The sequence below is a fragment of the Allorhizobium pseudoryzae genome, from assembly GCF_011046245.1.
In the GTDB taxonomy this organism is placed as follows: Bacteria; Pseudomonadota; Alphaproteobacteria; order Rhizobiales; family Rhizobiaceae; genus Neorhizobium; species Neorhizobium pseudoryzae.
Genome location: NZ_CP049244.1, coordinates 938,796 through 960,196 on the forward strand (window position 1 = coordinate 938,796; position 21,401 = coordinate 960,196).

A 21,401-nucleotide genomic window follows, 5' to 3' on the forward strand; every position below is an offset into this window, starting at 1 on the left:
TCAGAGGTCCTTTCGAAGTCGGGGGTCGAGCATGTCGCGCAGTCCGTCGCCCACCATCTGCAGGGAAAGAACCGAGACAACGATGGCGAAACCCGGAAAATATGTCATCCAGTCCGCCTGGCCGACATATTGCCGGCCGGCGGCGATCATGGTGCCCCAGGTGGGAATTTCAGGGCTCACGCCGAGCCCCAGGAAGGAAAGCCCGGCCTCTGCCAGCATGGCGCTGGCAAAGAGAAAGGTGCCCTGCACCAGGATGGGTGAGGCAAGATTGCGCAGAACATGGCGCATCATGATGTGCCAGGTGGAAATGCCAAGCGCCCGCGCCGCCTCGACATACGGTAGCTCGCGGATGACCAGCGTGGACGCCCGGACGATGCGTGCCAGCCTCGGCGCGTAGACGACCGAAAGCGCCACGATGACCGTGGCAAGCGACGGGCCAAGCGCCGCAACCAGCGCAATGGCGAGCAGAATGTCCGGAAAGGCCATCATGGCATCGATCAGCCGGGCGATCGGCGTGTCCAGCCTCTTGAAAAAGCCGGCAAGCAGGCCGAGCGTCACGCCGATGACCGCCGACAGGCAGACGACGGAAGCGCCGACGAACAGCGACAGCCGTCCCGCATAGATGGTGCGCGAGAAGATATCGCGACCGAACTCGTCGGTTCCGAACCAGTAGAGCGTGCCCGGTGGCTTCAACCGATTGGCGATCGACAGTTTGGAGGGCGAGTACGGCGCAATCCAGGGGGCGAGAACCGCCAGGAGAACGAAGATCGTCAGGACGATCAGTCCCACGGCAACGGTCTTGCGTTTCAGGAAACGGCGCAGGAACAAGGCTCTTGGAGCGGTCGGCTGGCCGGGCGTTGTGGGGATGTCGGCCATCAGTAGCGCACCCTTGGGTCAATGAGCAGGTAGAGCATGTCGATCAGGAAGTTGATCAGGACGTAGAGGCCGGCAATCACCAGCAGTGCGCCCTGGATCACCGGGTAATCCCGTCTCAGCACGGCCGAAACCACGAGACTGCCGACGCCGGGCAGGCCGAAGACCGTCTCCGTCACCACGGCACCGGCAATCAGAACGGCGGCCGTCAGGCCGAGCACGGTCAGGATCGGGATGAGAGCGTTCTTCAAGGCATGCTTCAGCACGACACGCCGTTCGATCAGCCCCTTGGCGCGTGCGGTGCGAATATAGTCGTCACTGAACACGTCCAGCATGGAGGCACGGGTAAACCGCAGGATCAGCGCCGAGGAGACGAGACCGAGCGCCACGGCGGGCAGCGTCAGGTGATACATCCGGTCCAGAAAGCTCGCATCCGGCCCGCCATAGCCCGAGACCGGAAACAGCCCCAGCCGGACGGAAAAGATCTGCATCAGGATGAGGCCGAGCCAGAAGCTCGGGATGCTGGCGGCCAGCATCGCAATCGTCGTGGACGCCTGATCGATGAAGGAGCCGCGGCGATAGGCGGCATAGATGCCGATCGGCAGCGCAATGACAGAGGCGATGAACAGCGAAAAGACCGTGAGGAAAAAGGTCGGCTCCGCGCGCTCGACCAGTGCCTGGCCGACCGGGATGTTAAGGAAGATCGATTGCCCAAGATCTCCCTTCAGCAACTGCCCGACATAATAGACGTATTGGACCGGGATCGACTGATCGAGGCCGAGGCGGGCGCGCAGCTCGACGATATCCTGAGGCGTCGCATCCGGACCCAGCATGACGGCGGCGGGATCGCCGGGCGTCACGCGCACGATGATGAACACGATCGTCACCACCAGGAACATGACGACGACCATGCCGGCCAGGCGTTTGAGAATATAGCTGATCATTCCGTTCGGTTCCGGACCTCGTCTCGGCAGAAGTGGCTGGGATGCCGGCACTCATGCCGGCATCCCAGGGCTCAGGTCACGGCTTGATGGACGTATTCCAGAAATACGGCCACGGGGCCGGCTGGACGCCTTCCAGCTTGTTGGAGACGGCGGCGACGGCGTTGAAATTGCCGATCTTCAGGAGCGGCAGTTCGTCATACATGGTCTTCTGCACCGTCTGCCACAGCGCGACCCGCTTGTCCGGATCGGCTTCCGAGGTGAAGGCGTCGACCGCTGCCTTGCGCGCGGGCGTATCCCACCAGCCGGGAGACGTGGTCGAAAGCGCCCCCATCAGCGCGGGCTCGGGCAGGAACGGGCTGTGGGAGATGAAGATGTCCCATAGCTTCGGATCGGCACGGCGCTGTGTCAGCGTTGCCCAGTCCACCACCTGCAGATCGACCGTGAATCCGGCGAGTTTCAGATACTCCGCGGCCACCTGCGCCATCTTGTAGTGGAATTCGTATTGACGGCTCGTGAGGATCCGCAGCGGCTTGCCATCGTAACCGGCAGCCTTCAGGTCCTTCGCCGCGCCTTCCGGATCGCCGAGATTGTAGTTGCCCTCAGTGCCGATCTCCGTGTGCCAGACGTAGGACTTCGGATAGAAGGCACCATCGGCCTCGTAGAACTCCTTGCCGCCGAAGGCCGCCGCCAGCATGTCCTCGGTGTTCAGTGCCTTTTCCACGGCCTTGCGCACGGCAAGATTGGAGGACAGGCCTTCCTTGGTGTTGAAGACGAAGACGGGGAAACCGAAAGGCTTCAGCATGATCGGCTTTGAGGCGCTGGACGATTTGACCCGCTCGTAAGCCTCGACCGGGATCGAATCCACGTAGGCATACTGGCCGGAGATTGCCGCTTCCACGCGGGTGTTCGGATCGGGAACCGGAACGAAGCGGATTTCGTCGAGATACTGATGGCGCGCCCCGCCATAACCGTCTTCTTCGCCGGAGCCGGACTTGTAGCCGTCAAAGCGCACCAACTGGATATACTGGTCCGGCTTGCGCTCCTTCAGCATATAGGGCCCGGTGCCGATCACTGCCGTCATGGTGTCGGCTTGGTCTTCCGCCGGCAGGATGACGGCGGCCGAATTGTTGAAGGCGAGCAGCGACAGAAGCGGCGCGTAGGGCTGCTTCAGCGTGATCGTCACCGTTTGCGGATCGGTGGCGGTGACCTTGTCGATGAAGGAAGCGGCCTGTTTGCCGCGCGAGGCGATCTTCATCCAGCGGCCGAGCGAGGCGACGACATCGTCGGCATTCATTTCGGAGCCGTCGTGGAAGGTGACGCCGCTGCGCAGCTTGATCGTATAGCTCTTTCCGTCGGCGCTGACATCAGGAAGACTGTCGGCCAGCAGAGGCGTCACCTTCCAGCTTTTGTCGAAGGTATAGAGCGTTTCGAAAATGTGCTGCGTCACGATGCCGACGAGGTCGGCGGTGGAAGCCATCGGGTCCAGCGTCGGCGGCTCGCCGATTGTGGCAACGTTGATTACGCCGCCGCGCTCGGCGGCAAAGAGAACGGACGGTGCCGCGATCAGAACGGTCGCAGCGAGGAAGGCGAGTTTCAGGCGCATCATGAAGTCTCCCGATTTGGATGTTCCATAGTTATGAATTATAGTTCTTAACTGTAGAGTACCGCTTGCATGACGCCTGTCAATCCTCTGCCGTTGATGCCGATCGAAATTTGCAGAAGAAGCAGCGACGCCTGACTGCCGGTGGAGGCTTCTCGACGAGGCCCGTGTCTGCCAAGCGTCACAACCTCTTGGCAGCCCGCTGCGAACTGGATAGACTTACCAGACAACTATCAGACTGGCGGAGATGGAATGGCAAGCGACGCCCAAGCAGAGGTCCAGCAAGGGCAGTCGCTGGCATCGAAGATCAGCGCGGCCCTCCGGCATGATCTCGTCTCGGGTGTGTTTCGCCCCGGGGATCGGCTGCCCAGCGAAAGCACGCTGACCCGGGAATATTCCGTCAGCCGCACCGTCGTGCGCGAAGCCATTGCCATCCTGCGCGCCGATGGACTGGTGGAGGCGCGCAAGGGGGCGGGCGTGTTTGCGCTCGAAATGCCCCGCGAGGCGGAGCGCCCGTTCAACGACCTTGCGACGCAGCGCATCTCCTCCGTCATCGAACTTCTGGAACTTCGAACGGTGTTCGAGGTCGAATCGGCCGCACTTGCGGCGCTCCGCCGCTCGGCAGCCCAGATCGAGGAGATCTACGAGGCACACCGGATCGTCGGGCAGTGCCTGAAGGACGGGGCGCCGACGCGGGATGCCGATTTCAATCTGCATCTTGCCATTGCCGAGGCCACGCAGAACCGCCGGTTTCCGGAGTTTCTGCAATTGATCCGGACCGGCATCATTCCTCGCGGCGATCTGCAGGGGGAGGCGCCGGGTGCGCGTCCAAAGGATTACAATCTGCATCTGCAGGAGGAGCACGGCCTGATCGTCGATGCGATCATCGAAGGCGATGCAGACGCTGCCCGCCTCCACATGAAGGCGCATCTGCGCGGCAGCCTGGAGCGATACAAGGCGCTGTTGCGGACCCAGCGGGCGGAGCGGACGCAGGAACCCGCACGAGCTTGACCCTTGTCAGATAGATTCCGCCGCATGTATGATGCCGCCATCATTCATGCCAGGAGACTCTGATGTCATTGCCCGTTTTCCCCGCCGCCCATCCCGATCCAGGTGTCACGCGCCGCGTGCTTGCCCATAGTCCGGAGCTGATGGTGGTGTCGTTTCGCTTCGAGGCCGGCGCCGAGGGAAAGCTCCATAGCCATCCGCATGTGCAATCCACCTTCGTCGCCAGCGGTCGTTTTGAGTTTTTCCGCGACGGGATCGCCTATGAGCTGAAGCCGGGCGACAGCCTGGTGATCCCGGGCGGCGTCGAACACGGCTGCCGCTGCCTGGACGCGGGCGAACTGATCGACAATTTCACGCCCAGCCGCGATGATTTCCTGGTGCCGGCGGCGACCTGAGCGGGGACACGAGGCCACGTTGGGGGGCCGCTTTGCAGAGGGCAGGCTTGACACTTTCCCGTTCCTGTGACAGGTTTCATCTAGTTGTCTGACAGGACGGGAGCCTGTCCCGCCTTGCTGCGGTCGCCTCTGGAGGAACCATGCCATTGCCTCGTCTGCGTCTTGCTGGTGCCGCCGGCCAGTTCGGCAGCATCGCCGTCACCCTTCTCGGCCTGTTGATGCTGACATTCTTTATCGGTCGGCTGATGCCGGCCGATCCGGTCCGTGCCATCGTCGGCGAAGATGCGACGCGCGAAACCTATGAGCAGGTCTATCAATCGCTGGGGCTCGACCGACCGCTTTACGAGCAGTTCGTCTACTATCTCGGTGACGTGCTGACGGGCGATTTCGGCACCTCGATCCGCACCGGCCAGCCGGTCATCCAGGACATCCTGCATGTCATGCCGGCCACCATCGAGCTTGCGACCTTCGCGATCCTCATCGGGGCGACGCTTGGCGTGGCGATGGGGGTGGTGGCGGCGGTCAACAAGGATCGCTGGCCCGACCATGTAGTCCGCGTCTTCAGCCTGTTCGGCCATTCCATGCCGATTTTCTGGACCGGCATGATCGCGCTCATCGTCTTCTACGCGCATCTGGGCTTGGTGGGCGGCAGCGGACGCATGGACCAGTTCTATATCGGCCTTGTCGAGGACCGCACAGGCTTTCTGCTGATCGACAGCCTGATGGCCGGTGAGATGGACGTGTTCTGGTCGGCCCTCAATCACCTGATCCTGCCGGCAGCGCTGCTCGGCTATTCCTCCTCCGCCTATATCACCCGCATGACCCGCAGCTTCATGCTGGATCAGTTGGGACAGGAATACGTCACCACCGCCCGCGTGAAGGGCCTCTCTCAGCGACAAACCATCTGGCTGCACGCCTTCGGCAATATCCGGGTGCAGTTGGTGACGATCATCGCGCTTGCCTACGGCTCTCTGCTCGAAGGCGCCGTGCTCATTGAGACGGTCTTTGCCTGGCCCGGTTTCGGCCAGTACCTGACGAGCAACCTGATCATCGGCGACATGAACGCCGTGATGACCTGCGTGCTGATCGTCGGCGTCATCTTCATCGGGCTCAACCTCTTGTCCGACATTCTCTACCGCATCTTTGACCCCAGGACACGCTGATGACCGCCGATACGTCCACACGCAGCATGCCCGGTTGGCTGATCGCACCGAAGAACATCCTCGTCTTTTTGCTGCGCAGCCCCACCTCCGCCTTCGGGCTTGCCGTGCTTGCTCTCCTGATCCTCACGGCGGTCTTCGCGCCGCTGATTGCAACGCATGACCCTTATGTGCAGGCGCTCGGCAATGTGCTGAAGCCGCCGGGCGAGGGGCATCTGTTCGGCACGGATGAGCTCGGTCGCGACATCTTCAGCCGGCTGGTCTACGGCGCGCGCATTACGCTCACCATCATCTTTCTGGTGTCGATCGTCGTCGGGCCGATCGGTCTGATCATCGGCACCTCGGCCGGTTACCTGGGCGGCAAGGTCGACACCGTGATGATGCGCATCACCGATATCTTCCTGTCCTTTCCGAGCCTCATCCTGTCGCTCGCCTTCGTCGCGGCGTTGGGGCCGAGCCTCAACAACGCGATCATCGCGATTGCACTCACCTCCTGGCCGCCGATCGCGCGCCTAGCGAGGGCCGAGGCGATGACCTTCCGCAACGCCGATTACATCGCGGCGGCGCGTCTGCAGGGCGCCTCTGCCACCCGCATCATCGTTAAGTCGATCATGCCCATGTGCCTGCCCTCCGTGCTGATCCGCCTGACGCTCAACATGGCGACAGTCATCCTGACCGCCGCCGGCCTCGGTTTTCTCGGCCTGGGCGCTCAGCCACCGATGCCGGAATGGGGTGCGATGATTGCCACCGGGCGCCGTTACATGCTCGACAGCTGGTGGCTGGTCACCTTTCCGGGGATCTCGATCCTCTCCGTCAGCCTGGCCTTCAACCTGCTGGGCGACGGCCTGCGCGATGCGCTCGATCCCAAACAGATGAACCGGAGGTAGGCTGATGGAAGAAAAGACCATCCTGGACGTCCGCAACCTGCGCATCCGGTACGGCCGCTCACCCGTCGAGGCCGTTCGCGGTGTGTCGTTTAAGCTTGGGCGGGAGCGGCTCGGGATCGTCGGCGAATCCGGCTCCGGCAAATCCACCGTGGGGCGGGCGCTGCTACGCCTGTTGCCGGGCGCGACGATCACGGCGGACATGCTGCGCTTCGAAGACACGGACCTCCTCTCCTTGAGCGAAAAAGAGATGCTGAAGGTCCGCGGCCGGCGCATGTCGATGATCCTGCAGGATCCGAAGTTCTCGCTCAACCCGATCCGCCGCGTCGGTGATCAGGTGGCGGAAACCTATCTGCGCCATTTCCAGTGCAGCCGCCGCGAGGCGCATGCCAAGGCGGTCGCCATGCTGGAGGCGGTGAAGATCCGTGATCCGGAGCGGGTGTTTCGGCAATATCCGCACGAAATTTCCGGCGGCATGGGCCAGCGCGTGATGATCGCTATGATGCTGCTCGCCGATCCGGACCTTGTGATTGCCGACGAGCCGACCTCGGCGCTGGATGTGACCGTGCGCCTGCAGGTTCTCAACATTCTGGACGGCCTCGTGCGCGACCGCGGCATCGGCCTGATCATGATCAGCCATGACTTGAACCTCGTGCGCAATTTCTGTGATCGGGTGCTGATCATGTATGCCGGAAAGGTGGTCGAGAGCCTGAAGGCCAGTGACCTGGATCAGGCGCAGCATCCTTATACACAAGGGCTTCTGGCGGCCCAGCCGCGCATTGGCGGCAACCGTGAGCCGCTTGCCGTGCTGGACCGCAAACCCGAATGGCTGGAGGAGAGCGCCTGATGTCCGTTTCTGTCGATGTGCGCGATCTTACGATCAGCTTTGGCAACGGCCCCACGGCCGTCAACGTGCTGCCCGGTGTCTCGTTCAATGTGAAGCGTGGGGAGTGCTTCGGGCTGGTGGGCGAATCCGGCTCCGGCAAATCCACCGTGCTGCGTTGCGTGTCGATGCTGACCGATTTCTGGAAGGGCGATGTGCTGATCGACGGACGCTCGGTGCGCGAGTTGCCGCTGATTGAACGGTGCCGGACACTGCAGATGGTGTTCCAGGACCCTTATGGGTCACTTCATCCACGCCAGTCCGTCCGCACGGTTCTGAACGAACCGCTGGTCATCCACAAGCTGGACGACCGGGAGGAGCGGATGCGCCGGGCGATCACCGATGTCGGTCTGCCGGTCTCCTTCCTCGATCGTTTTCCGCATCAGCTTTCGGGTGGGCAGCGCCAGCGTGTCGCCATCGCCCGCGCCCTCATCCTGGAACCTTCGTTGCTGCTGCTCGATGAGCCGACCTCTGCACTCGACGTCTCGGTCCAGGCGGAAATCCTCAACCTGCTGCAGCGGCTGCGGGCCGAACGCGGCTTCACCTATATCATGGTGACCCATGATCTGGCGGTGGTCGATCACATGTGCGACCGGTTTGCGGTGATGCTGCGCGGCGAAGTCACCGAGATCCTGCCGCATGAGGCAATTGCCGCGAATGCAGCGACCCATCCTTACGCCCGCGAACTGATCGGCGCCTCGCTGGACTATGAGGGCGTGCGCTGAGCCGCATCCCCGACTGCTGGCGGCTCAGGCGCCGGTCGCGGCGAAGGGTTCGAGTTCCTGGTCGAAGGGAACCTCGACGACGTTGTTGAAGACCGCCGTCGCCAGCATGATTCCTCCCAAGGCCACGAGATCGACCAGCAACTTGGCCTCGTAGCGTGCCTTCAGCTCTGCCCAGATCTTGGGCGGGATAGCGCGGGAATTGCGCACGATCGCCCGGCCGAACCGATCGAGCAGATCATCCACGTCGCGCAACACCAGCGCATCCGGATCGGCGCCCGAGAGCGTGATGGCGCGGCGGAAGAAGGTGACCGCGATCTTCGAGCCGGCCTCTTCCGAAATCGCGCGGCAGAACACGTGGATCGAACGATCATCGACCTGCGGCAAAAGCTCTGCCCGCAGCGTGAACCATTCCGCATAGATGCGATGGGCCTGCGGCGAATGGAGAAGCGTGCGCTTCATGTTGGTCATCCGCCCGCGCAGGCGCAGCTCCTCATCGTGTGCATCGCGAATGACCTGCGGCGCGCTGTCGTAATCGATCATCGGAATGTGCGGCATTGCAAAGTCCTGCCCGTTGCATCGGCGCAGAGACTACCGGCTCCGGCGTTTGCCGCAAGGCAACCGGTGGGGCGGAAGGGGCGGTATCAACACGAAAAGGGGCGCGTGTTGCCACGCACCCCTCTCGTGAACCGCCGCGGAGGAGGATACCGGCGGTCTATCGGCTTTTCGTCACACCCTCGAAGCGCGACAGCCAGGGACTAACGATCATGCCCTTTACGTCACTGCGGAACGCGGCCGTATCGATCACTTCCGAGAAGGGCTGGATCGGCATGACGAGCTCGTCCATGTAGGTCTGGAGCTCTTCGTAGAGTTTGGTCTGCTTGGCGGGATCGCGCTCCACCAGTGCGGCCTCGATCATCGTGTTCAGCTTCTCGTCGTAGAAGCTCGTGCGCCAGCTCTGGTAGTTGGTGAGCTTCGCCTCATCCGAATTGTTGGGATTATAGGCCATGGAGCGCAGGTTGTTGTCCGGATGCGGCTGCTGTCCGCCGCCGCCGCGGCCAACCAGAAGCTCGAACTTGCGCTCGCGCATCGCGCCGTAGATCTGGTCACCCGAACCGCTGATCAGGTTCGCCTTGATTCCGGCCTGGGCGAGCGTGTTCTGGATCGCGGTTGCCGCCTTGAGAAACGGATCTTCCGAGAGCACGCGCAGGGTCGTCTCAAACCCGTTCGGATAACCCGCTTCCGCGAGCAGCGCCTTCGCCTTTGGAATGTCGAGCGTGTAACCCTGATCCGGCAGCGATCCCATGACGCCGGTGCTGAGCGAGCGCTGATGCAGCTTGCCGTAGAAGGGCATCACCGCCTCGTCCAGCCCCTTGTAGTCGATGAGGTAGCGCAGCGCCTCGCGCACCTTCTTGTTGGCAAAGCGCTCGTCCTTCATCGACACGGCCAGATAATAGAAACCCGAACCGGGTACGGATTCGATAGAAACTGCCTTGTCTGCCTCCAGCGCCTTCAGATCCGGCGCCTGCAGCGAATAGGCGACGTCGATATCGCCCTTCTCGATCATCAGGCGCTGGGACTGGGATTCCGGCAGGTGCCTCATCAGCACGCGGCGCATGGCGGGCTTTTCGCCCCAATAGCCGTCGTTGCGGGTGAGGATGATGAACTCGTTGGATTTCCACTGCGTCAGGGTGAAGGGACCCGATCCGGCGGAATTGGTGGTGAGCCAGGCACCGCCCAGATCGCCATCCTTTTCATTTTGCAGGGCCGTCTTGCTGTCGATGATCGAGCCCGGGCCGTTTTGGGCCAGAATCATCAGCAGCAGGTTCGGATCGTCGGCGCCCGGCAGGTTGAGGACGAAGGTGTGTACATCCTCGGCAACGAAAAGCTTATCGGCGGCGTCCAGCTTGAAGCCGCGTGTCTTGAGGAACGAGGACTGGGCAAGGTTGCGCACCAGCAGGCGCTTCAGGCTCCAGGCCACATCCTGCGCCGTGACCGAATTGCCGGAGGCAAACTTCGCATCCTTGCGCAGATGGAAGCGGATCGACTTGCGGTCCTCGGAAATTTCCCATTTTTCCGCCAGCCGGGGCTTCAGGCTGCGGTCCTCGGGCGAGAGGATCACCAGGGTATCGTAGACATTGTTCAGAACCTGCACCGTTTCCCGGCCGGTAATGGCCGCGGGATCAAGGGTCAGGATATTGCTCATGGTGGTGGCGACCACCAGCTGGTCCTTCGGCGTTTCGGCCAGGACGACCTGCGGCGAGACACCCGCCAGGAGCGCGGCAAAGGCTGCGGATATGAGAAACGTCTTCATGCTTCCTCCCTTTGGCCCCATTCCAGCATGGGGACCTGTGACGTGATGATCCGGGCTCCTTCTCCTCGAGGAGGACCGGATCAGGCAAAAATAGTTCGCACCGGTGCGGCCAGCGCCTGTCCGATGGCCTGCGTCGCCTCTGCACTCAAGTGGACGCCATCGATCGGCGAGGCCTTTGCGACACGACCGGCATCGAAGAAGGCGTGGCCGAGTTCCGTGGCGAGCGCCTGATAGAGGGGCGCAAGCCGTTCGGACTCAGCAATCCTGCGACCGGCTGCCGGCGTACCGGACGGACCGGCCACGCAAGGGGGCGGGGCGACGATCAAAAGACGCGGGACGGCAGTCTTCGGCTTGTAGGGAAAGGTCTCGACGATCTGCACCAGCCGCCGCATGCCGGAGACGGCGGGTTCCGCCTGTCCGCCAAAGACCGGCTTCAGGTCATTGGTGCCGAGCATGATGATAACGAGATCGAGCGGCATATGGCTGGCGAGGGCGACCTGAAGCGCCTTGGCGCCGTTCCTGCAACTCGGACCGGTGTGGTCATCGTAGCAGGTGGTGCGCCCGCCAAGCCCTTCGCTGATCACACGGGCCTCGCCGCCAAGCTCCCGTTCCAGAACGTCCGGCCATCGATATGCGATCGGATGCCTGAGTCCCGTGGTGGGATCGGCACCCCAGGTGAGACTGTCGCCAAAGGCCAGGATCGTCTTCATGGCGGCTCATCCGATCCGGTTGTTTTCGATGAAATCGAAATCGATGTCCTCGCCGAGACCCGGCCGGTCCGGCACATGCACGTAGCCATCGGCATCCATCGGGTCGGAGAGCGACTTCAGGTAATCATGGCCGTCATCGTATTCGAGGAAGGGATGCAACAGACCGCGCTCGTACCAGCGGCAGTTCTTGGAGGCGGCCACGACATGCAGGTTCATGGCCGTATTGCCGTGCACCTCGCACTCCATGCCGAAGCACTCTGCCATGCGCATGGTCTTCAGCGCCGGCGTGATGCCGCCGACATCGTTGACGCCGGTGCGCAGGATGTCGCAGGCGCCGGCCTTCACCCATTCGGCGCGGTGCCAGTGTTTGCCGGCCGCACTTTCCGGCCCGACGACCGGAATATCGAGATTGTCGGTCAGCCACTTGTAGGAGGACATCGACTGCTCATCCATCGGCTCCTCGATCCAGTCGAAGCCGAGTTTTTCCAGACCACGGCCAAGTTCCAGCGCATCGGTGCGCGAGTACCAGTGGAAGGCATCGATCATCAACCGGATATCGGGGCCGACGGCTTCACGAACCGCGGCGCAGGCCTTCAGGTCCATCTTCACGTCAGGCGCCCAGCTGACCGGCGGCATCCAGGTGTGCAGCTTGATGCCCTTGTAGCCGCGCCTGACCAGTGTTTCGGCAAAACGGCCGTAATCCCCCGGCGTCGCAAGGCCGCCCTCCAGCTCGTCGCCGCACATCACCGAGCCATAGGCCAGCACCTTGTCGCGATAGGCGCCGATCAACTTGTGAACAGGTGTGTTCAGCGTGCGCCCGGCGAGGTCCCACAGGGCGCAATCGACCACCGCCAGCGTACGGTCCGTCAGCTGCGCCGCCGAACCGCGCTGCCAGTGGGCAAGATCCTGCCACAGCCGCTCGCGATCGCGATGATCCTGACCGATCAGCACCTTCTTGACGAATTTGTCGATGACGTGCGGGCGAACGATTTCCGGGGCGGTAAACGAATGGCCTTCGTTGCCATCCTCCGTGCGAATGGTCAGCAGCGCCTGCTCGACCTGATGCGGCGGGCCAGGATGCGCATGGCCGGCGCTGTCAGAGTGGCGGCGCGTGGTGGTGCGGAACCGTCGCACGGAGACATCGGTGATGATCATCGGGTTTCCTGTTTACCTAACCTGTCGACAGATCGAAATCATGTCTGATAGGTTTAAGCATTAATCGAGATAACTGTCAAATCTGTAATACAGGTTGCCTGCGTGCCTTTTGGATTGTCCGCCGGCGCGGTGGACGTGACGGTGCTGGATGGCGCTGTGCCTTACCAGCTGTTGATGAGGGGCGTCTCTCGCTGGAGACACTCAGGTGTGTCGCCAACGTCAGCTTCGCAGAGGACCGCTTTGCCCGTCGAAGGCTCGTCGGCCAACGGCGGGTGCGGCTGGCGATTCCTGTCTGTGCAGGGCCTACATTCTGTTATAAAGCGGCAGGCCAAACGGGTTGAATTGCCTCATGGAACCATCTGCGCCGAAGCCTGCGAAGCGGGGCCGACCGCCGAAAGTTCGTCTTTCGAAACGTGAGCCGCTGGCACACCAGGCGGCGGCGCATCTGCGTGATCTCATCATCCGCGGTGAAATGGTGCCGGGCAGCCGCATTCCCGAACGCGAACTCAGCGAACGCATCAAGGTATCGCGCACGCCCCTGCGGGAGGCGTTGAAGCTGCTCGAACGCGATGGCCTGATCGAGATCCTTCAAAACCGGGGAGCAAGGGTCATCTCCTTCACGGTCGAGGAGGCGCGCGAACTCTTCGAAGTCATTGCCGGTATGGAAAGTCTCGCGGCGCAACTGGCCGCCCAGCGCATCACGGATGATGAGCTTGCGCAGCTTGAACGCCTGCATGCGCAGATGTTGGAGCATTACCGCAATCGGGACAAGGATCCCTATTTCGACGTCAACAGCCGGATCCACGATCTGGTGGTGGATCTCTCCGGCAACGGCATTCTGCGCAGCACGCATGCCGATCTGATGCTTCGGGCGCGCCGTGGGCGTTACATGGCCATCATGAAACCCGCCCGCTGGAGCCAATCCGTTGCCGAGCACGAAGGCCTCATGGAGGCGCTGCGGGCGCGCGATCCGGAGGCCGCCCGACGGGTATGGCAGTTGCACCTCAATCATACGGGCGAAACAGTGTGCGCCGTGCTGCAGGAACAGGCTGTCGAAACGACCGCTGGCTGACAATGTTGCTGGATGTGCTCAGGCAGCCCGCGCTCGTTGCCAGATCCGGTCTGCCACGGACTGCGCGGTCGCGATGATTTCGTCTTCATCTGCCCAGGTCGCCCGGCCGTCGTCGATGAGCACCTGGCCATCACAGATCACGGTCCGTACATTCGCGCCGGAGCCGAGATGTGCGATGACCCCGAAGCCGTCAACGACCGGATAAAGGTTCGGCGCACGGGAATCGAGCAATGTGAGGTCCGCCCTGAAGCCGGGTTCGATGCGCCCCACCGCCTGCCCGAGGCCGAGCGCCTGGGCACCGCCTGTCGTTGCCCAATCAAACGCGGTGGCCGCATCGAAGACGAAGGTCTCTTTTGCGCGCAGCCGTGCAGAGGCAAGCGCCATGCGCATGGCTTCGAACATGTCTCCGGATTTGGTATCGGTGCAGAGCGTGATGTGAGCGCCGGCTTCCCTGAGATCGGCAATCGGGGCGGCGGCCCCGAAGGAGGCATTGCCGATCGGCGCATGCGCGACCTGGATGCCGGCCTTGCCGAGCTTTCGAATTTCGTCCTCTTCCAGGAAGATGCAGTGGGCGGCAACAAGGCGCTCGTTGAGCACCCCGACATCCTCCAGGAAATCAGAGGAGCGCATGCCCTCGCGGTCCTGCATGTGGGCAATTTCCATGCGCGACTGTGCCAGATGCGTATGCACCTGGCGGCCATCTTTGGCGGACATGTCCGAGATCTGCCGGAAGAGCGCACGTGAGACGGTATCCGGCGCATGCGGGCCGTAGAAGCAGCGGATCAGTCCGTTGTTGGCGCCGTCCCAGTCGGAAATCAGCGTCAGGTTGTCCGCAAGTGTTTCCTCGCCGAGCGCCGGATCGTGCTGGAAGCGTCCTTCGGCCAGGGCCGCCGTATCCACGTCCATCACGCGCCCGCCGATGAAGGCGCGGATGCCCGCTTCCTGGGCGGCCTTCGCCAAGGCCAATGGCTTGCGGTAATAATCAACGATGGAGGTGCAGCCGAAGCGGATCATCTCCAGGAGACCCAGCCGTGACAGCGCCAACGTCTCCTCGTCGGACAGCCAGTGTCCCTGCGGGACGCCTTTCGTATAGGCCGGCGCAAAGCCGATATCTTCGACCATGCCGCGGACGATCATCAGGGGCGAGTGGTTGTGGGTGTTGACGAGACCGGGCATCAGCAGACCGCCCCGCCCGTCGATCCTCCTGTCGGTCGGGCTCTCGCCCAGATGATGGCGGGGTGCGACGCGCATGATTGCGCCGTCACGCACAGCGACCGCCATGTCGCGGGCCACGGGCTGCCCGGGCGTGACGACGGTGACGTTGTCGAGAATGAGGTCGAACCGTTCCGGTGCTGCGGCAGACATGAGCTTCTCCAAAAGATCTGCAGTAATTATAGGCAAACGCAAACGCAATAGGCGTCACATCGCCAGTGTTTATATAATTATATATCTTCAAGACCTTGTAAATATTATTTTTTTAAAAATGGCATGCCATTTGCAATGCATGTTTGCGTAATTCGATCATCCCGAAAAAACCGAGAGAGAACGCCATGACCAAGAACGGACCGACCGACCTTACCCGTCGCAGCCTCCTCAAGACCGGCGCAGCAACGGCCACACTTCTGGCCACCCCTTCCATCCTGCGTGCGCAGACGAAGGAACTCGTCGTGGGCGGCGCCGCAAGTCATACCAAATGGGTTGAACAGATCGTCGCCCCCGCTTTCGAGAAGAAGTATGGAGCACGCATCATCTTCGAAGGGACCAAGTCCCTGGTGAACCTCGAAAAGATGCAGTCGAACAAGGCCAAGCCCTATCTGTCCGTTGTGCAGATGGATGATCCGGTCATGATCATGGCCGTGAACGAGGGTCTTCTGACGCCGATCACCGCAGCTCTTGCGCCGAATATTGCAAAACTTCGCGCCGGTGCCGTGCATATGGATGGCATGTGGGCGAACTACGTGCAGCCATGGGCTGGGATTGCCTACAACACCAAGCTCCCCGGGGTCGACAGCTGGAGCAAGCTGTGGGATCCGCAGTTCAAGAGCAAGGTCGTCATTCCCTCGCTGCAGAACACGGAAGGCATGTGGACCCTGTTCATGGCCGCCCACCTGGCCACCGGCAAGCCGCTTGCCGAGGCGCAATATGAGATCGATGCCGCCTTTGCCAAGCTTGCGGAGCTGAAACCCAATCTGCTGAGCGTCTATTCGGTACTGACCCAGTCCTTCAACCTTCTGGAGCAGAACGAAATCTCCATGCTGGCCGGGCAGTTCTCCTCCTACGCGCTGCCGCGCAAGATCGAAGGCGCGTCCATTGATCTTGCGGCTCCGAAGGAAGGCATTTTTGCCATGCCGTCGGGTATCTGCCTCGTCAAGGACGGGCCGAACCCGGAACTGGCAGCGGCCTATGTCAATGAGATGCTGGGGGCGGAAATGCAGACCGTTCTCGCCAAGTCCACCTATTCCCTGCCGGCCAATACCGAGGTGAAGGGGCTCGACGTCGTGCCGGAAGGTGTACCGGTCTTCAGTCCTGACTGGGCCTTCGTCTCGAAGAACCGTGCCAGCTGGATCGAGAAGTTCGACCGGCTCATGGCGATCTGACATCCGACGCATGTCCGGGGGACGGGACCACGATACCCGTCCTCCGCAAGGGGAACTAGGAAATGTATCTGGACGTCAAAGCCATCACCAAGAGCTACCGTGACAATACGGTTCTGGATTCGCTCGATTTTTCGGTCGGGAAGGGCGAGTTGGTCTCGTTGCTCGGCCCATCCGGATGCGGCAAGACCACACTGCTCAGGATGATCGCCGGGCTGGTCTCGGCCGACAGTGGAGCGATCCGGCTTGCAGAGCGCGAGGTGACGGCGCTGCCGGCCCACAAGCGCAACGTTTCGGTGGTGTTTCAGAACTACGCGCTTTTCCCGCATCTGAATGTCCGCGAAAACGTCGGCTTTGGCCTCGCGGCCCGGGGTATGGCGAAGGCAGACCAGAAGGTTCCGGTCGAGGAAGCCCTCGCGCTGGTGCGCATGGAGCACTATGCCGATCGGCCGATTTCGGCCCTGTCAGGCGGCCAGCAGCAGCGTGTCGCCGTGGCGCGTGCGCTCGTTGTCGCGCCAGACCTTCTCCTGCTGGATGAGCCCTTTTCGGCGCTCGACCGCAAGCTGCGGGAAACCATGCAGGTGGAACTGAAGGCACTTCTTCGTTCGCGTGGCATCACCGCCGTCTTCGTCACTCACGACCAGGAGGAAGCACTGGCGGTATCGGACCGGATCGCGGTCATGAATGCCGGCCGGATCGAGCAGTATGGCGGCCCGATGGAGCTCTACTCGAAGCCGGCGACGAGCTTCGTCCTCGATTTTGTCGGCATGTCGATGCGCATGGCCGGCATGGTGAAGGCGGTCGAAGGACCGCTCCTGCAGATTGCCACTGCCTATGGTGATATCACTGCGCCGGGCAATTTCATCGCAGGCTCGAAGGTGACCGTGGGCATCCGCCCGGAACTGGTGTCGCCCGGCCTGCCGGACAGCGCGTCGGACAGGACAAACCGGCTCACGGTGCCGCTCAGCGATGTGATGTGTCTTGGTGCAAAGACGCTGATCTACGGCACGGCCTCCGGCGACGACCGTCTCATCTGCGAAGAGCAGGGGGCCAGTGCCGCAAGCCTTCCCCCGATCGGCTCCCCCGTTACCTTCAACTGGGCGGTCAACGACACACTGGTCTATCCGGCGGAGGCCGTTCCATGAGCGAGCCGATCACCACACAGGCGCGGACGAGGGGGCGCGTCAAGGATCCCTTCCTGCTGCTCGCCGTTCCGTCGCTTCTCCTGCTCGGGGTTCTGTTTGCTCTGCCGATCCTCTTCCTTCTCCTGAAGAGTTTCCGCGGAACCGATGGGGGAGTTTCGATTGCCGGCTATATCGCCTTCTTCTCCGACCCTTACATGCTGACGGCGCTTCGTCGCACCATCGTGATTGCGCTGGAGACGACGTTGCTGACCCTGGTGCTCGGCTATCCGACAGCCTTCGCGCTGGCGCGGGCACGCGGGCTTGTCCAGACCTGCATTCTCATTGCCATGATCCTACCGCTGTCGGTCGGCGTCATCGTCAAGGCCTTTGCCTGGTCGATTGTCTTTCGCAGCGATGGCGTGATCAACAAGACCTTGCTCGGGCTTGGCATCATCGATGCCCCGCTGCGTCTGCTGTTTACCGAGACTGCGCTGGTGATCGGGGCGGCCAATATCTTCCTGCCGTTCATGGTGCTGCCCGTCTATGCCGTGATCCGGCAGATCAATCCCAATCTCGGGGCGGCGGCTGCGACGCTGGGGGCTGGGCCCTTCTTCCGCTTTTTCCGGGTCACGCTGCCGTTGACGTTGCCGGGCGTTGTGGCCGGCGCTGCATTCGTCTTTTCCATGGCCGTGTCGATGTATGTCATTCCCAATCTCATCGTCGGCGAGCGCAGCCAGATGCTGTCCATGCTGATCGCCCGATCCTTTCTCTATCTGCGCGATGAACAGATGGGCTCCACCATGTCGGCGGTTCTTCTGGTCATCGCAGCCATGATCGTCGTCCTTTCGTCTCTGATCCTCAAGCGGCTGTCCGGGAGGCAGGCATGACACTGACTGATCGCATCGCGATACTGCTGAGCTGGCTGATCGCGCTTCTCGCCTGCATCTACCTGCTGACGCCGCTCATCATCACGGTGATCGTCTCGTTCACCTCCTCCACCGTCTACACCCTGCCGCCGCCGGACTGGTCGCTTCGCTGGTATCAGAGCATGGCCCGCAAACCGGATCTGCTCTCGGCGCTCTGGCTTTCGGTGAACCTCGCCCTGATTTCCACGGTTATTGCGTTGGTGGTCGGCACGCTCGCCTCGCTTGCCATCGTACGCGGTCGTTTTCCCGGTCGTGAGGCGCTGGCGACATTTTCTGTCTCGCCGCTGATGATGCCGGGTCTGGTGGTGGGCGTGGCGCTGTTGCAGTTCTTTCGGGAGTTCGGCCTCACGGATGCCTATTGGAGCCTGCTTTTGGCGCATATCGTCATTACGCTGCCTTACGTCGTTCGCACACTCGTTGCGGCCCTGGAGAAATTTGATTTCTCGCTGATCGATGCGGCTCAGACGCTGGGCTTGCCGTATCCTAAGGCGGTCCTGAAGGTGCTGGTGCCGGGCCTTGCTCCCGCCTTCTTGACGTCCGGCATGTTCGCGTTCCTGGCCTCGATGGACAATTATCCGATCTCCATCTTCCTCACCGACGCCTGGAACAAGACGCTGCCGATCAAGATGCTGCAATATCTCGAGGAAACGCCGGATCCGACGATAGCTGCCATCTCCACCGGCCTGATCGCCTTGGCACTCGTCGCACTGATCGTCGGTTCGCGCACCGTCGGCCTCAACCGGATGATCCATTAATGACCGACAGACGCAATTTCATCGGTTATCGCGACGGTTATCCGGATATCGTCTGGCCGAATGGCGGGCGGCTTGCCGTTTCCTTCGTCGTCAATGTCGAAGAGGGTGCAGAGCTTTCGATTGCCGACGCAGACGAGCGCAACGAAAGCGTCTACGAGGCACGCGAAGAGGTGATCGGCATTCCCGATCCCTGCATGGAAAGCCATTACGGATACGGCCCGCGTGTCGGCTATCGCCGGATCATCGACGCGCTCGCGCAGCACGATGTGCCGGCCACCTTCTCCTGCTGCGGCCGTGCCGCAGCCCGTTCCCCCTGGCTGGTGCGCGATGTCGTCTCGCGTGGGCACGAGGCCAGCTGCCATGGCTGGCGCTGGGAGCGTCTCGCCGGCATGAGCGAGGTGGAGCAGAGGGAGAATATCGCCCGCACCTATGAGGCCGTGCGCGACGCAGCCGGCGTGGCCCCGCTCGGCTGGCACACCCGGTCCGCCTCGACACCGGACACCCGCCGCCTTCTCGTGGAGCACGGCGGGTTTCTCTACGATTCCGATGCCTATGACGACGACACGCCCTATCTCGTCAGCCTCGCCGGCACATCGCATGTGGTGCTGCCCTATGCCTTCGATACCAACGACATGCGCTTCCAGCCGGGCGGCGGCTTCGTGCAGCCGGAGGATTTCACCCGCTACTGCCTCTCCGCCTTCGAGCGGCTTTGGCAGGAGGGTGCCCGGATCCCGCGAATGCTCAGCATCGGTCTTCACCTGAGGATCATCGGCAGGCCCGCCCGTATCGGCGCGCTGGAGACACTGATCGACGCCATGGCGGCGCGTGGCGACGTGTGGTTCGCGACGCGGGCGCAGATCGCCAGCCACTGGCGTCGGGAATGCGGGTTGCCCGATTTTCTCCCGCGCGGAGGTGCCAATGGCCGAGCTTGATACCCACACATGGGGCGCGCGCGAGATCGCACAGGCTGTCAGCGCCGGCAGGATGACTGCGGTCGAGAGCATACGCCGTCATCTCGAAATCATCGCGGCGCTTAATCCGGCGCTGAATGCGCTGGTGGCCGTTGACGCAGAACGTTCGCTTCGTGAAGCCGAACGCGTCGATGCGCGGGTGGCTGCGGGAAACGTCTTGCCGCTTGCCGGTGTGCCGCTGATCGTCAAGGACAATATCTGGGCCGAAGGCTGGCCGATCACGCAGGGCTCCCGGCTGTTTTCCGATTTCATCGCGCCTTGCGATGCAAAGGCCGTTGCGCTCGCCCGTGCTGCAGGCGCGGTTGTCGTCGGCATCGGCGCCTGTTCGGAGCTTGCCTGCAAGGGGGTGACGAACACGCCGCTGCACGGCATCACGCATCATCCGCTTGATCGCGCGTTGACGCCCGGTGGCTCATCCGGAGGCAATGCCGCGGCGCTCGCCGTCGGCATGGCGCCCGTCGCGCTTGGCACGGATGCCGGCGGCTCAAGCCGACGTCCGCCGGCCCATTGCGGCGTGGTGGGTTTCAAGCCGGGGCAGGATGTGGTGCCCTATGGTCCGGGTTTTGCCGAACCGTTCTGGGGTGTGTCCGTCATCGCACCCATGGGCCGGACGGTGGATGACTGCGCGTTGCTCTTTTCCGTCCTGACGGGCGTGCAGGCGGACACGCCGCGCCCGCTTCGCCTCGCATACAACCCGACCTTCGGCATTCGCTCCGCCATCGACGATGATGTTGCTTTGGCTATCGAAACGGCGGTCGACACGTTGAGGTCGGCGGGCTGGGCCCTCGATCCTGTCGATGTCGTCTGGCCGGAGGGCGTGAGCGAGGAGGTCCTGATGCCGCTGCAGCATGCGGGCCTCGCGATGCTCTACGGCGACCGGTGGACACAGCACCCGGAGATGTTCGACCCGGATATTGGCGCGCAGATCAAGCGCGGCCTTGCACTGACCGGGACCGACGTCGTGCGGGCGCTCGACCAGTCCTACCGGTTACGCAGCGCGCTCGACCCGCTGTTTGAGGATTTCGATCTCGTGATCGGGCTCACCACGCCCTGCACGGCCTGGCCGCATGATCGGCTTGGACCGGAGACCATCGGCGGCGTGCCCGCCGCGCCGCGCGACCATGCGGCGCTGACGCCACGGTTCAATCACGCGCAACTGCCGGCGCTGTCGCTGCCGTGCGGAACCGCACGAAACGGCCTTCCCGTCGGCATGCAGATCGTCGGGCAACGCGGTTCGGATGCGACCGTGCTGGCTGCGGCGCGTCAAGCCGAAACCATTCTTTCACATCCGGCCACCTGACCGGAAGGAGA

21 protein-coding genes are annotated in these 21,401 nt (G+C 62.5%); 13 read left to right on the top strand and 8 right to left on the bottom strand.

Going from position 1 to position 21,401, the window contains the following annotated elements; genetic code table 11:
* From G6N78_RS23205 to G6N78_RS23215, 3 genes are all read right to left on the bottom strand, one after another.
* The gene (locus G6N78_RS23205; protein ID WP_165224518.1) at positions 1 to 876 is read right to left on the bottom strand and encodes an ABC transporter permease; all 876 of its coding nucleotides are present in this window, start codon (positions 874 to 876) and stop codon (positions 1 to 3) included.
* Positions 876 to 1,817: an ABC transporter permease gene (locus tag G6N78_RS23210; RefSeq protein ID WP_165224521.1), complete on the bottom strand. Its 942-nt coding sequence runs from the start codon at positions 1,815 to 1,817 to the stop codon at positions 876 to 878. The genes G6N78_RS23205 and G6N78_RS23210 overlap by 1 nt, the downstream gene beginning before the upstream one ends.
* A 76-nt stretch (positions 1,818 to 1,893) precedes the next feature.
* On the bottom strand, positions 1,894 to 3,420 hold the full coding sequence (locus G6N78_RS23215) for an ABC transporter substrate-binding protein (protein ID WP_165225438.1): 1,527 nt from the start codon (positions 3,418 to 3,420) through the stop codon (positions 1,894 to 1,896).
* Between the two features lie 249 nt (positions 3,421 to 3,669).
* On the opposite strand from G6N78_RS23215, the gene G6N78_RS23220 reads away from it, so the two are divergent.
* From G6N78_RS23220 to G6N78_RS23245, 6 genes are all read left to right on the top strand, one after another.
* On the top strand, positions 3,670 to 4,428 hold the full coding sequence (locus tag G6N78_RS23220; protein WP_165224524.1) for a FadR/GntR family transcriptional regulator: 759 nt from the start codon (positions 3,670 to 3,672) through the stop codon (positions 4,426 to 4,428).
* Between the two features lie 59 nt (positions 4,429 to 4,487).
* Complete coding sequence (locus G6N78_RS23225; protein ID WP_165225441.1) at positions 4,488 to 4,820, top strand: cupin domain-containing protein; 333 nt, start codon at positions 4,488 to 4,490, stop codon at positions 4,818 to 4,820.
* A gap of 140 nt (positions 4,821 to 4,960) precedes the next feature.
* Entirely contained in the window at positions 4,961 to 5,983 is a 1,023-nt protein-coding gene (locus G6N78_RS23230) for an ABC transporter permease (protein WP_165224526.1), read from the top strand.
* Positions 5,983 to 6,867, top strand: a complete 885-nt coding sequence (locus G6N78_RS23235; protein WP_165224529.1) for an ABC transporter permease — start codon at positions 5,983 to 5,985, stop codon at positions 6,865 to 6,867. Before G6N78_RS23230 ends, G6N78_RS23235 begins: the two co-directional genes overlap by 1 nt.
* Before the next feature lie 4 nt (positions 6,868 to 6,871).
* Positions 6,872 to 7,711 (top strand): ABC transporter ATP-binding protein, encoded by an 840-nt coding sequence (locus G6N78_RS23240; RefSeq protein ID WP_165224531.1) that lies wholly within the window; start codon positions 6,872 to 6,874, stop codon positions 7,709 to 7,711.
* Positions 7,711 to 8,472, top strand: a complete 762-nt coding sequence (locus G6N78_RS23245; protein WP_165224534.1) for an ABC transporter ATP-binding protein — start codon at positions 7,711 to 7,713, stop codon at positions 8,470 to 8,472. Before G6N78_RS23240 ends, G6N78_RS23245 begins: the two co-directional genes overlap by 1 nt.
* Positions 8,473 to 8,496: 24 nt before the next feature.
* Here G6N78_RS23245 and G6N78_RS23250 read toward each other — a convergent pair whose 3' ends face one another.
* The 4 genes from G6N78_RS23250 to G6N78_RS23265 form a co-directional block, all read right to left on the bottom strand.
* On the bottom strand, positions 8,497 to 9,027 hold the full coding sequence (locus G6N78_RS23250) for a carboxymuconolactone decarboxylase family protein (protein ID WP_165224536.1): 531 nt from the start codon (positions 9,025 to 9,027) through the stop codon (positions 8,497 to 8,499).
* 157 nt (positions 9,028 to 9,184) lie between these two features.
* Positions 9,185 to 10,783: an ABC transporter substrate-binding protein gene (locus tag G6N78_RS23255; protein WP_165224539.1), complete on the bottom strand. Its 1,599-nt coding sequence runs from the start codon at positions 10,781 to 10,783 to the stop codon at positions 9,185 to 9,187.
* Between the two features lie 80 nt (positions 10,784 to 10,863).
* On the bottom strand, positions 10,864 to 11,493 hold the full coding sequence (locus tag G6N78_RS23260; RefSeq protein ID WP_165224541.1) for an SGNH/GDSL hydrolase family protein: 630 nt from the start codon (positions 11,491 to 11,493) through the stop codon (positions 10,864 to 10,866).
* A 6-nt stretch (positions 11,494 to 11,499) separates the two neighbouring features.
* Positions 11,500 to 12,648 (bottom strand): mandelate racemase family protein, encoded by a 1,149-nt coding sequence (locus tag G6N78_RS23265; protein ID WP_165224545.1) that lies wholly within the window; start codon positions 12,646 to 12,648, stop codon positions 11,500 to 11,502.
* A 349-nt stretch (positions 12,649 to 12,997) separates the two neighbouring features.
* Between G6N78_RS23265 and G6N78_RS23270 the strand changes: the two genes are divergently transcribed.
* Entirely contained in the window at positions 12,998 to 13,720 is a 723-nt protein-coding gene (locus tag G6N78_RS23270) for a GntR family transcriptional regulator (RefSeq protein WP_165224547.1), read from the top strand.
* 18 nt (positions 13,721 to 13,738) lie between these two features.
* Here the strand turns inward: G6N78_RS23270 and G6N78_RS23275 are convergent, their stop codons facing one another.
* Positions 13,739 to 15,085: an amidohydrolase family protein gene (locus tag G6N78_RS23275; protein ID WP_234906024.1), complete on the bottom strand. Its 1,347-nt coding sequence runs from the start codon at positions 15,083 to 15,085 to the stop codon at positions 13,739 to 13,741.
* 185 nt (positions 15,086 to 15,270) lie between these two features.
* On the opposite strand from G6N78_RS23275, the gene G6N78_RS23280 reads away from it, so the two are divergent.
* From G6N78_RS23280 to G6N78_RS23305, 6 genes are all read left to right on the top strand, one after another.
* The gene (locus G6N78_RS23280; RefSeq protein ID WP_165224549.1) at positions 15,271 to 16,317 is read left to right on the top strand and encodes an extracellular solute-binding protein; all 1,047 of its coding nucleotides are present in this window, start codon (positions 15,271 to 15,273) and stop codon (positions 16,315 to 16,317) included.
* A 62-nt stretch (positions 16,318 to 16,379) separates the two neighbouring features.
* On the top strand, positions 16,380 to 17,459 hold the full coding sequence (locus G6N78_RS23285) for an ABC transporter ATP-binding protein (RefSeq protein ID WP_165224551.1): 1,080 nt from the start codon (positions 16,380 to 16,382) through the stop codon (positions 17,457 to 17,459).
* Positions 17,456 to 18,325 (top strand): ABC transporter permease, encoded by an 870-nt coding sequence (locus G6N78_RS23290; RefSeq protein ID WP_165224553.1) that lies wholly within the window; start codon positions 17,456 to 17,458, stop codon positions 18,323 to 18,325. The genes G6N78_RS23285 and G6N78_RS23290 overlap by 4 nt, the downstream gene beginning before the upstream one ends.
* On the top strand, positions 18,322 to 19,119 hold the full coding sequence (locus G6N78_RS23295; protein WP_165224555.1) for an ABC transporter permease: 798 nt from the start codon (positions 18,322 to 18,324) through the stop codon (positions 19,117 to 19,119). The genes G6N78_RS23290 and G6N78_RS23295 overlap by 4 nt, the downstream gene beginning before the upstream one ends.
* Positions 19,119 to 20,051, top strand: coding sequence for a polysaccharide deacetylase family protein (locus tag G6N78_RS23300; RefSeq protein ID WP_165224557.1), 933 nt, complete (start codon positions 19,119 to 19,121; stop codon positions 20,049 to 20,051). The genes G6N78_RS23295 and G6N78_RS23300 overlap by 1 nt, the downstream gene beginning before the upstream one ends.
* On the top strand, positions 20,038 to 21,390 hold the full coding sequence (locus G6N78_RS23305; protein ID WP_165224559.1) for an amidase: 1,353 nt from the start codon (positions 20,038 to 20,040) through the stop codon (positions 21,388 to 21,390). The genes G6N78_RS23300 and G6N78_RS23305 overlap by 14 nt, the downstream gene beginning before the upstream one ends.
* Positions 21,391 to 21,401 lie beyond the last annotated feature (11 nt).

What these genes read in the sequence shown, in the direction of transcription:
- G6N78_RS23205 (WP_165224518.1), bottom strand. Translation starts at nt 876, where the DNA reads ATGGCCGACATCCCCACAACGCCCGGCCAGCCGACCGCTCCAAGAGCC.
- G6N78_RS23210 (WP_165224521.1), bottom strand. Translation starts at nt 1,817, where the DNA reads ATGATCAGCTATATTCTCAAACGCCTGGCCGGCATGGTCGTCGTCATG.
- G6N78_RS23215 (WP_165225438.1), bottom strand. Translation starts at nt 3,420, where the DNA reads ATGCGCCTGAAACTCGCCTTCCTCGCTGCGACCGTTCTGATCGCGGCA.
- G6N78_RS23220 (WP_165224524.1), top strand. Translation starts at nt 3,670, where the DNA reads ATGGCAAGCGACGCCCAAGCAGAGGTCCAGCAAGGGCAGTCGCTGGCA.
- G6N78_RS23230 (WP_165224526.1), top strand. Translation starts at nt 4,961, where the DNA reads ATGCCATTGCCTCGTCTGCGTCTTGCTGGTGCCGCCGGCCAGTTCGGC.
- G6N78_RS23235 (WP_165224529.1), top strand. Translation starts at nt 5,983, where the DNA reads ATGACCGCCGATACGTCCACACGCAGCATGCCCGGTTGGCTGATCGCA.
- G6N78_RS23240 (WP_165224531.1), top strand. Translation starts at nt 6,872, where the DNA reads ATGGAAGAAAAGACCATCCTGGACGTCCGCAACCTGCGCATCCGGTAC.
- G6N78_RS23245 (WP_165224534.1), top strand. Translation starts at nt 7,711, where the DNA reads ATGTCCGTTTCTGTCGATGTGCGCGATCTTACGATCAGCTTTGGCAAC.
- G6N78_RS23250 (WP_165224536.1), bottom strand. Translation starts at nt 9,027, where the DNA reads ATGCCGCACATTCCGATGATCGATTACGACAGCGCGCCGCAGGTCATT.
- G6N78_RS23255 (WP_165224539.1), bottom strand. Translation starts at nt 10,783, where the DNA reads ATGAAGACGTTTCTCATATCCGCAGCCTTTGCCGCGCTCCTGGCGGGT.
- G6N78_RS23260 (WP_165224541.1), bottom strand. Translation starts at nt 11,493, where the DNA reads ATGAAGACGATCCTGGCCTTTGGCGACAGTCTCACCTGGGGTGCCGAT.
- G6N78_RS23265 (WP_165224545.1), bottom strand. Translation starts at nt 12,648, where the DNA reads ATGATCATCACCGATGTCTCCGTGCGACGGTTCCGCACCACCACGCGC.
- G6N78_RS23270 (WP_165224547.1), top strand. Translation starts at nt 12,998, where the DNA reads ATGGAACCATCTGCGCCGAAGCCTGCGAAGCGGGGCCGACCGCCGAAA.
- G6N78_RS23275 (WP_234906024.1), bottom strand. Translation starts at nt 15,085, where the DNA reads ATGTCTGCCGCAGCACCGGAACGGTTCGACCTCATTCTCGACAACGTC.
- G6N78_RS23280 (WP_165224549.1), top strand. Translation starts at nt 15,271, where the DNA reads ATGACCAAGAACGGACCGACCGACCTTACCCGTCGCAGCCTCCTCAAG.
- G6N78_RS23285 (WP_165224551.1), top strand. Translation starts at nt 16,380, where the DNA reads ATGTATCTGGACGTCAAAGCCATCACCAAGAGCTACCGTGACAATACG.
- G6N78_RS23290 (WP_165224553.1), top strand. Translation starts at nt 17,456, where the DNA reads ATGAGCGAGCCGATCACCACACAGGCGCGGACGAGGGGGCGCGTCAAG.
- G6N78_RS23295 (WP_165224555.1), top strand. Translation starts at nt 18,322, where the DNA reads ATGACACTGACTGATCGCATCGCGATACTGCTGAGCTGGCTGATCGCG.
- G6N78_RS23300 (WP_165224557.1), top strand. Translation starts at nt 19,119, where the DNA reads ATGACCGACAGACGCAATTTCATCGGTTATCGCGACGGTTATCCGGAT.
- G6N78_RS23305 (WP_165224559.1), top strand. Translation starts at nt 20,038, where the DNA reads ATGGCCGAGCTTGATACCCACACATGGGGCGCGCGCGAGATCGCACAG.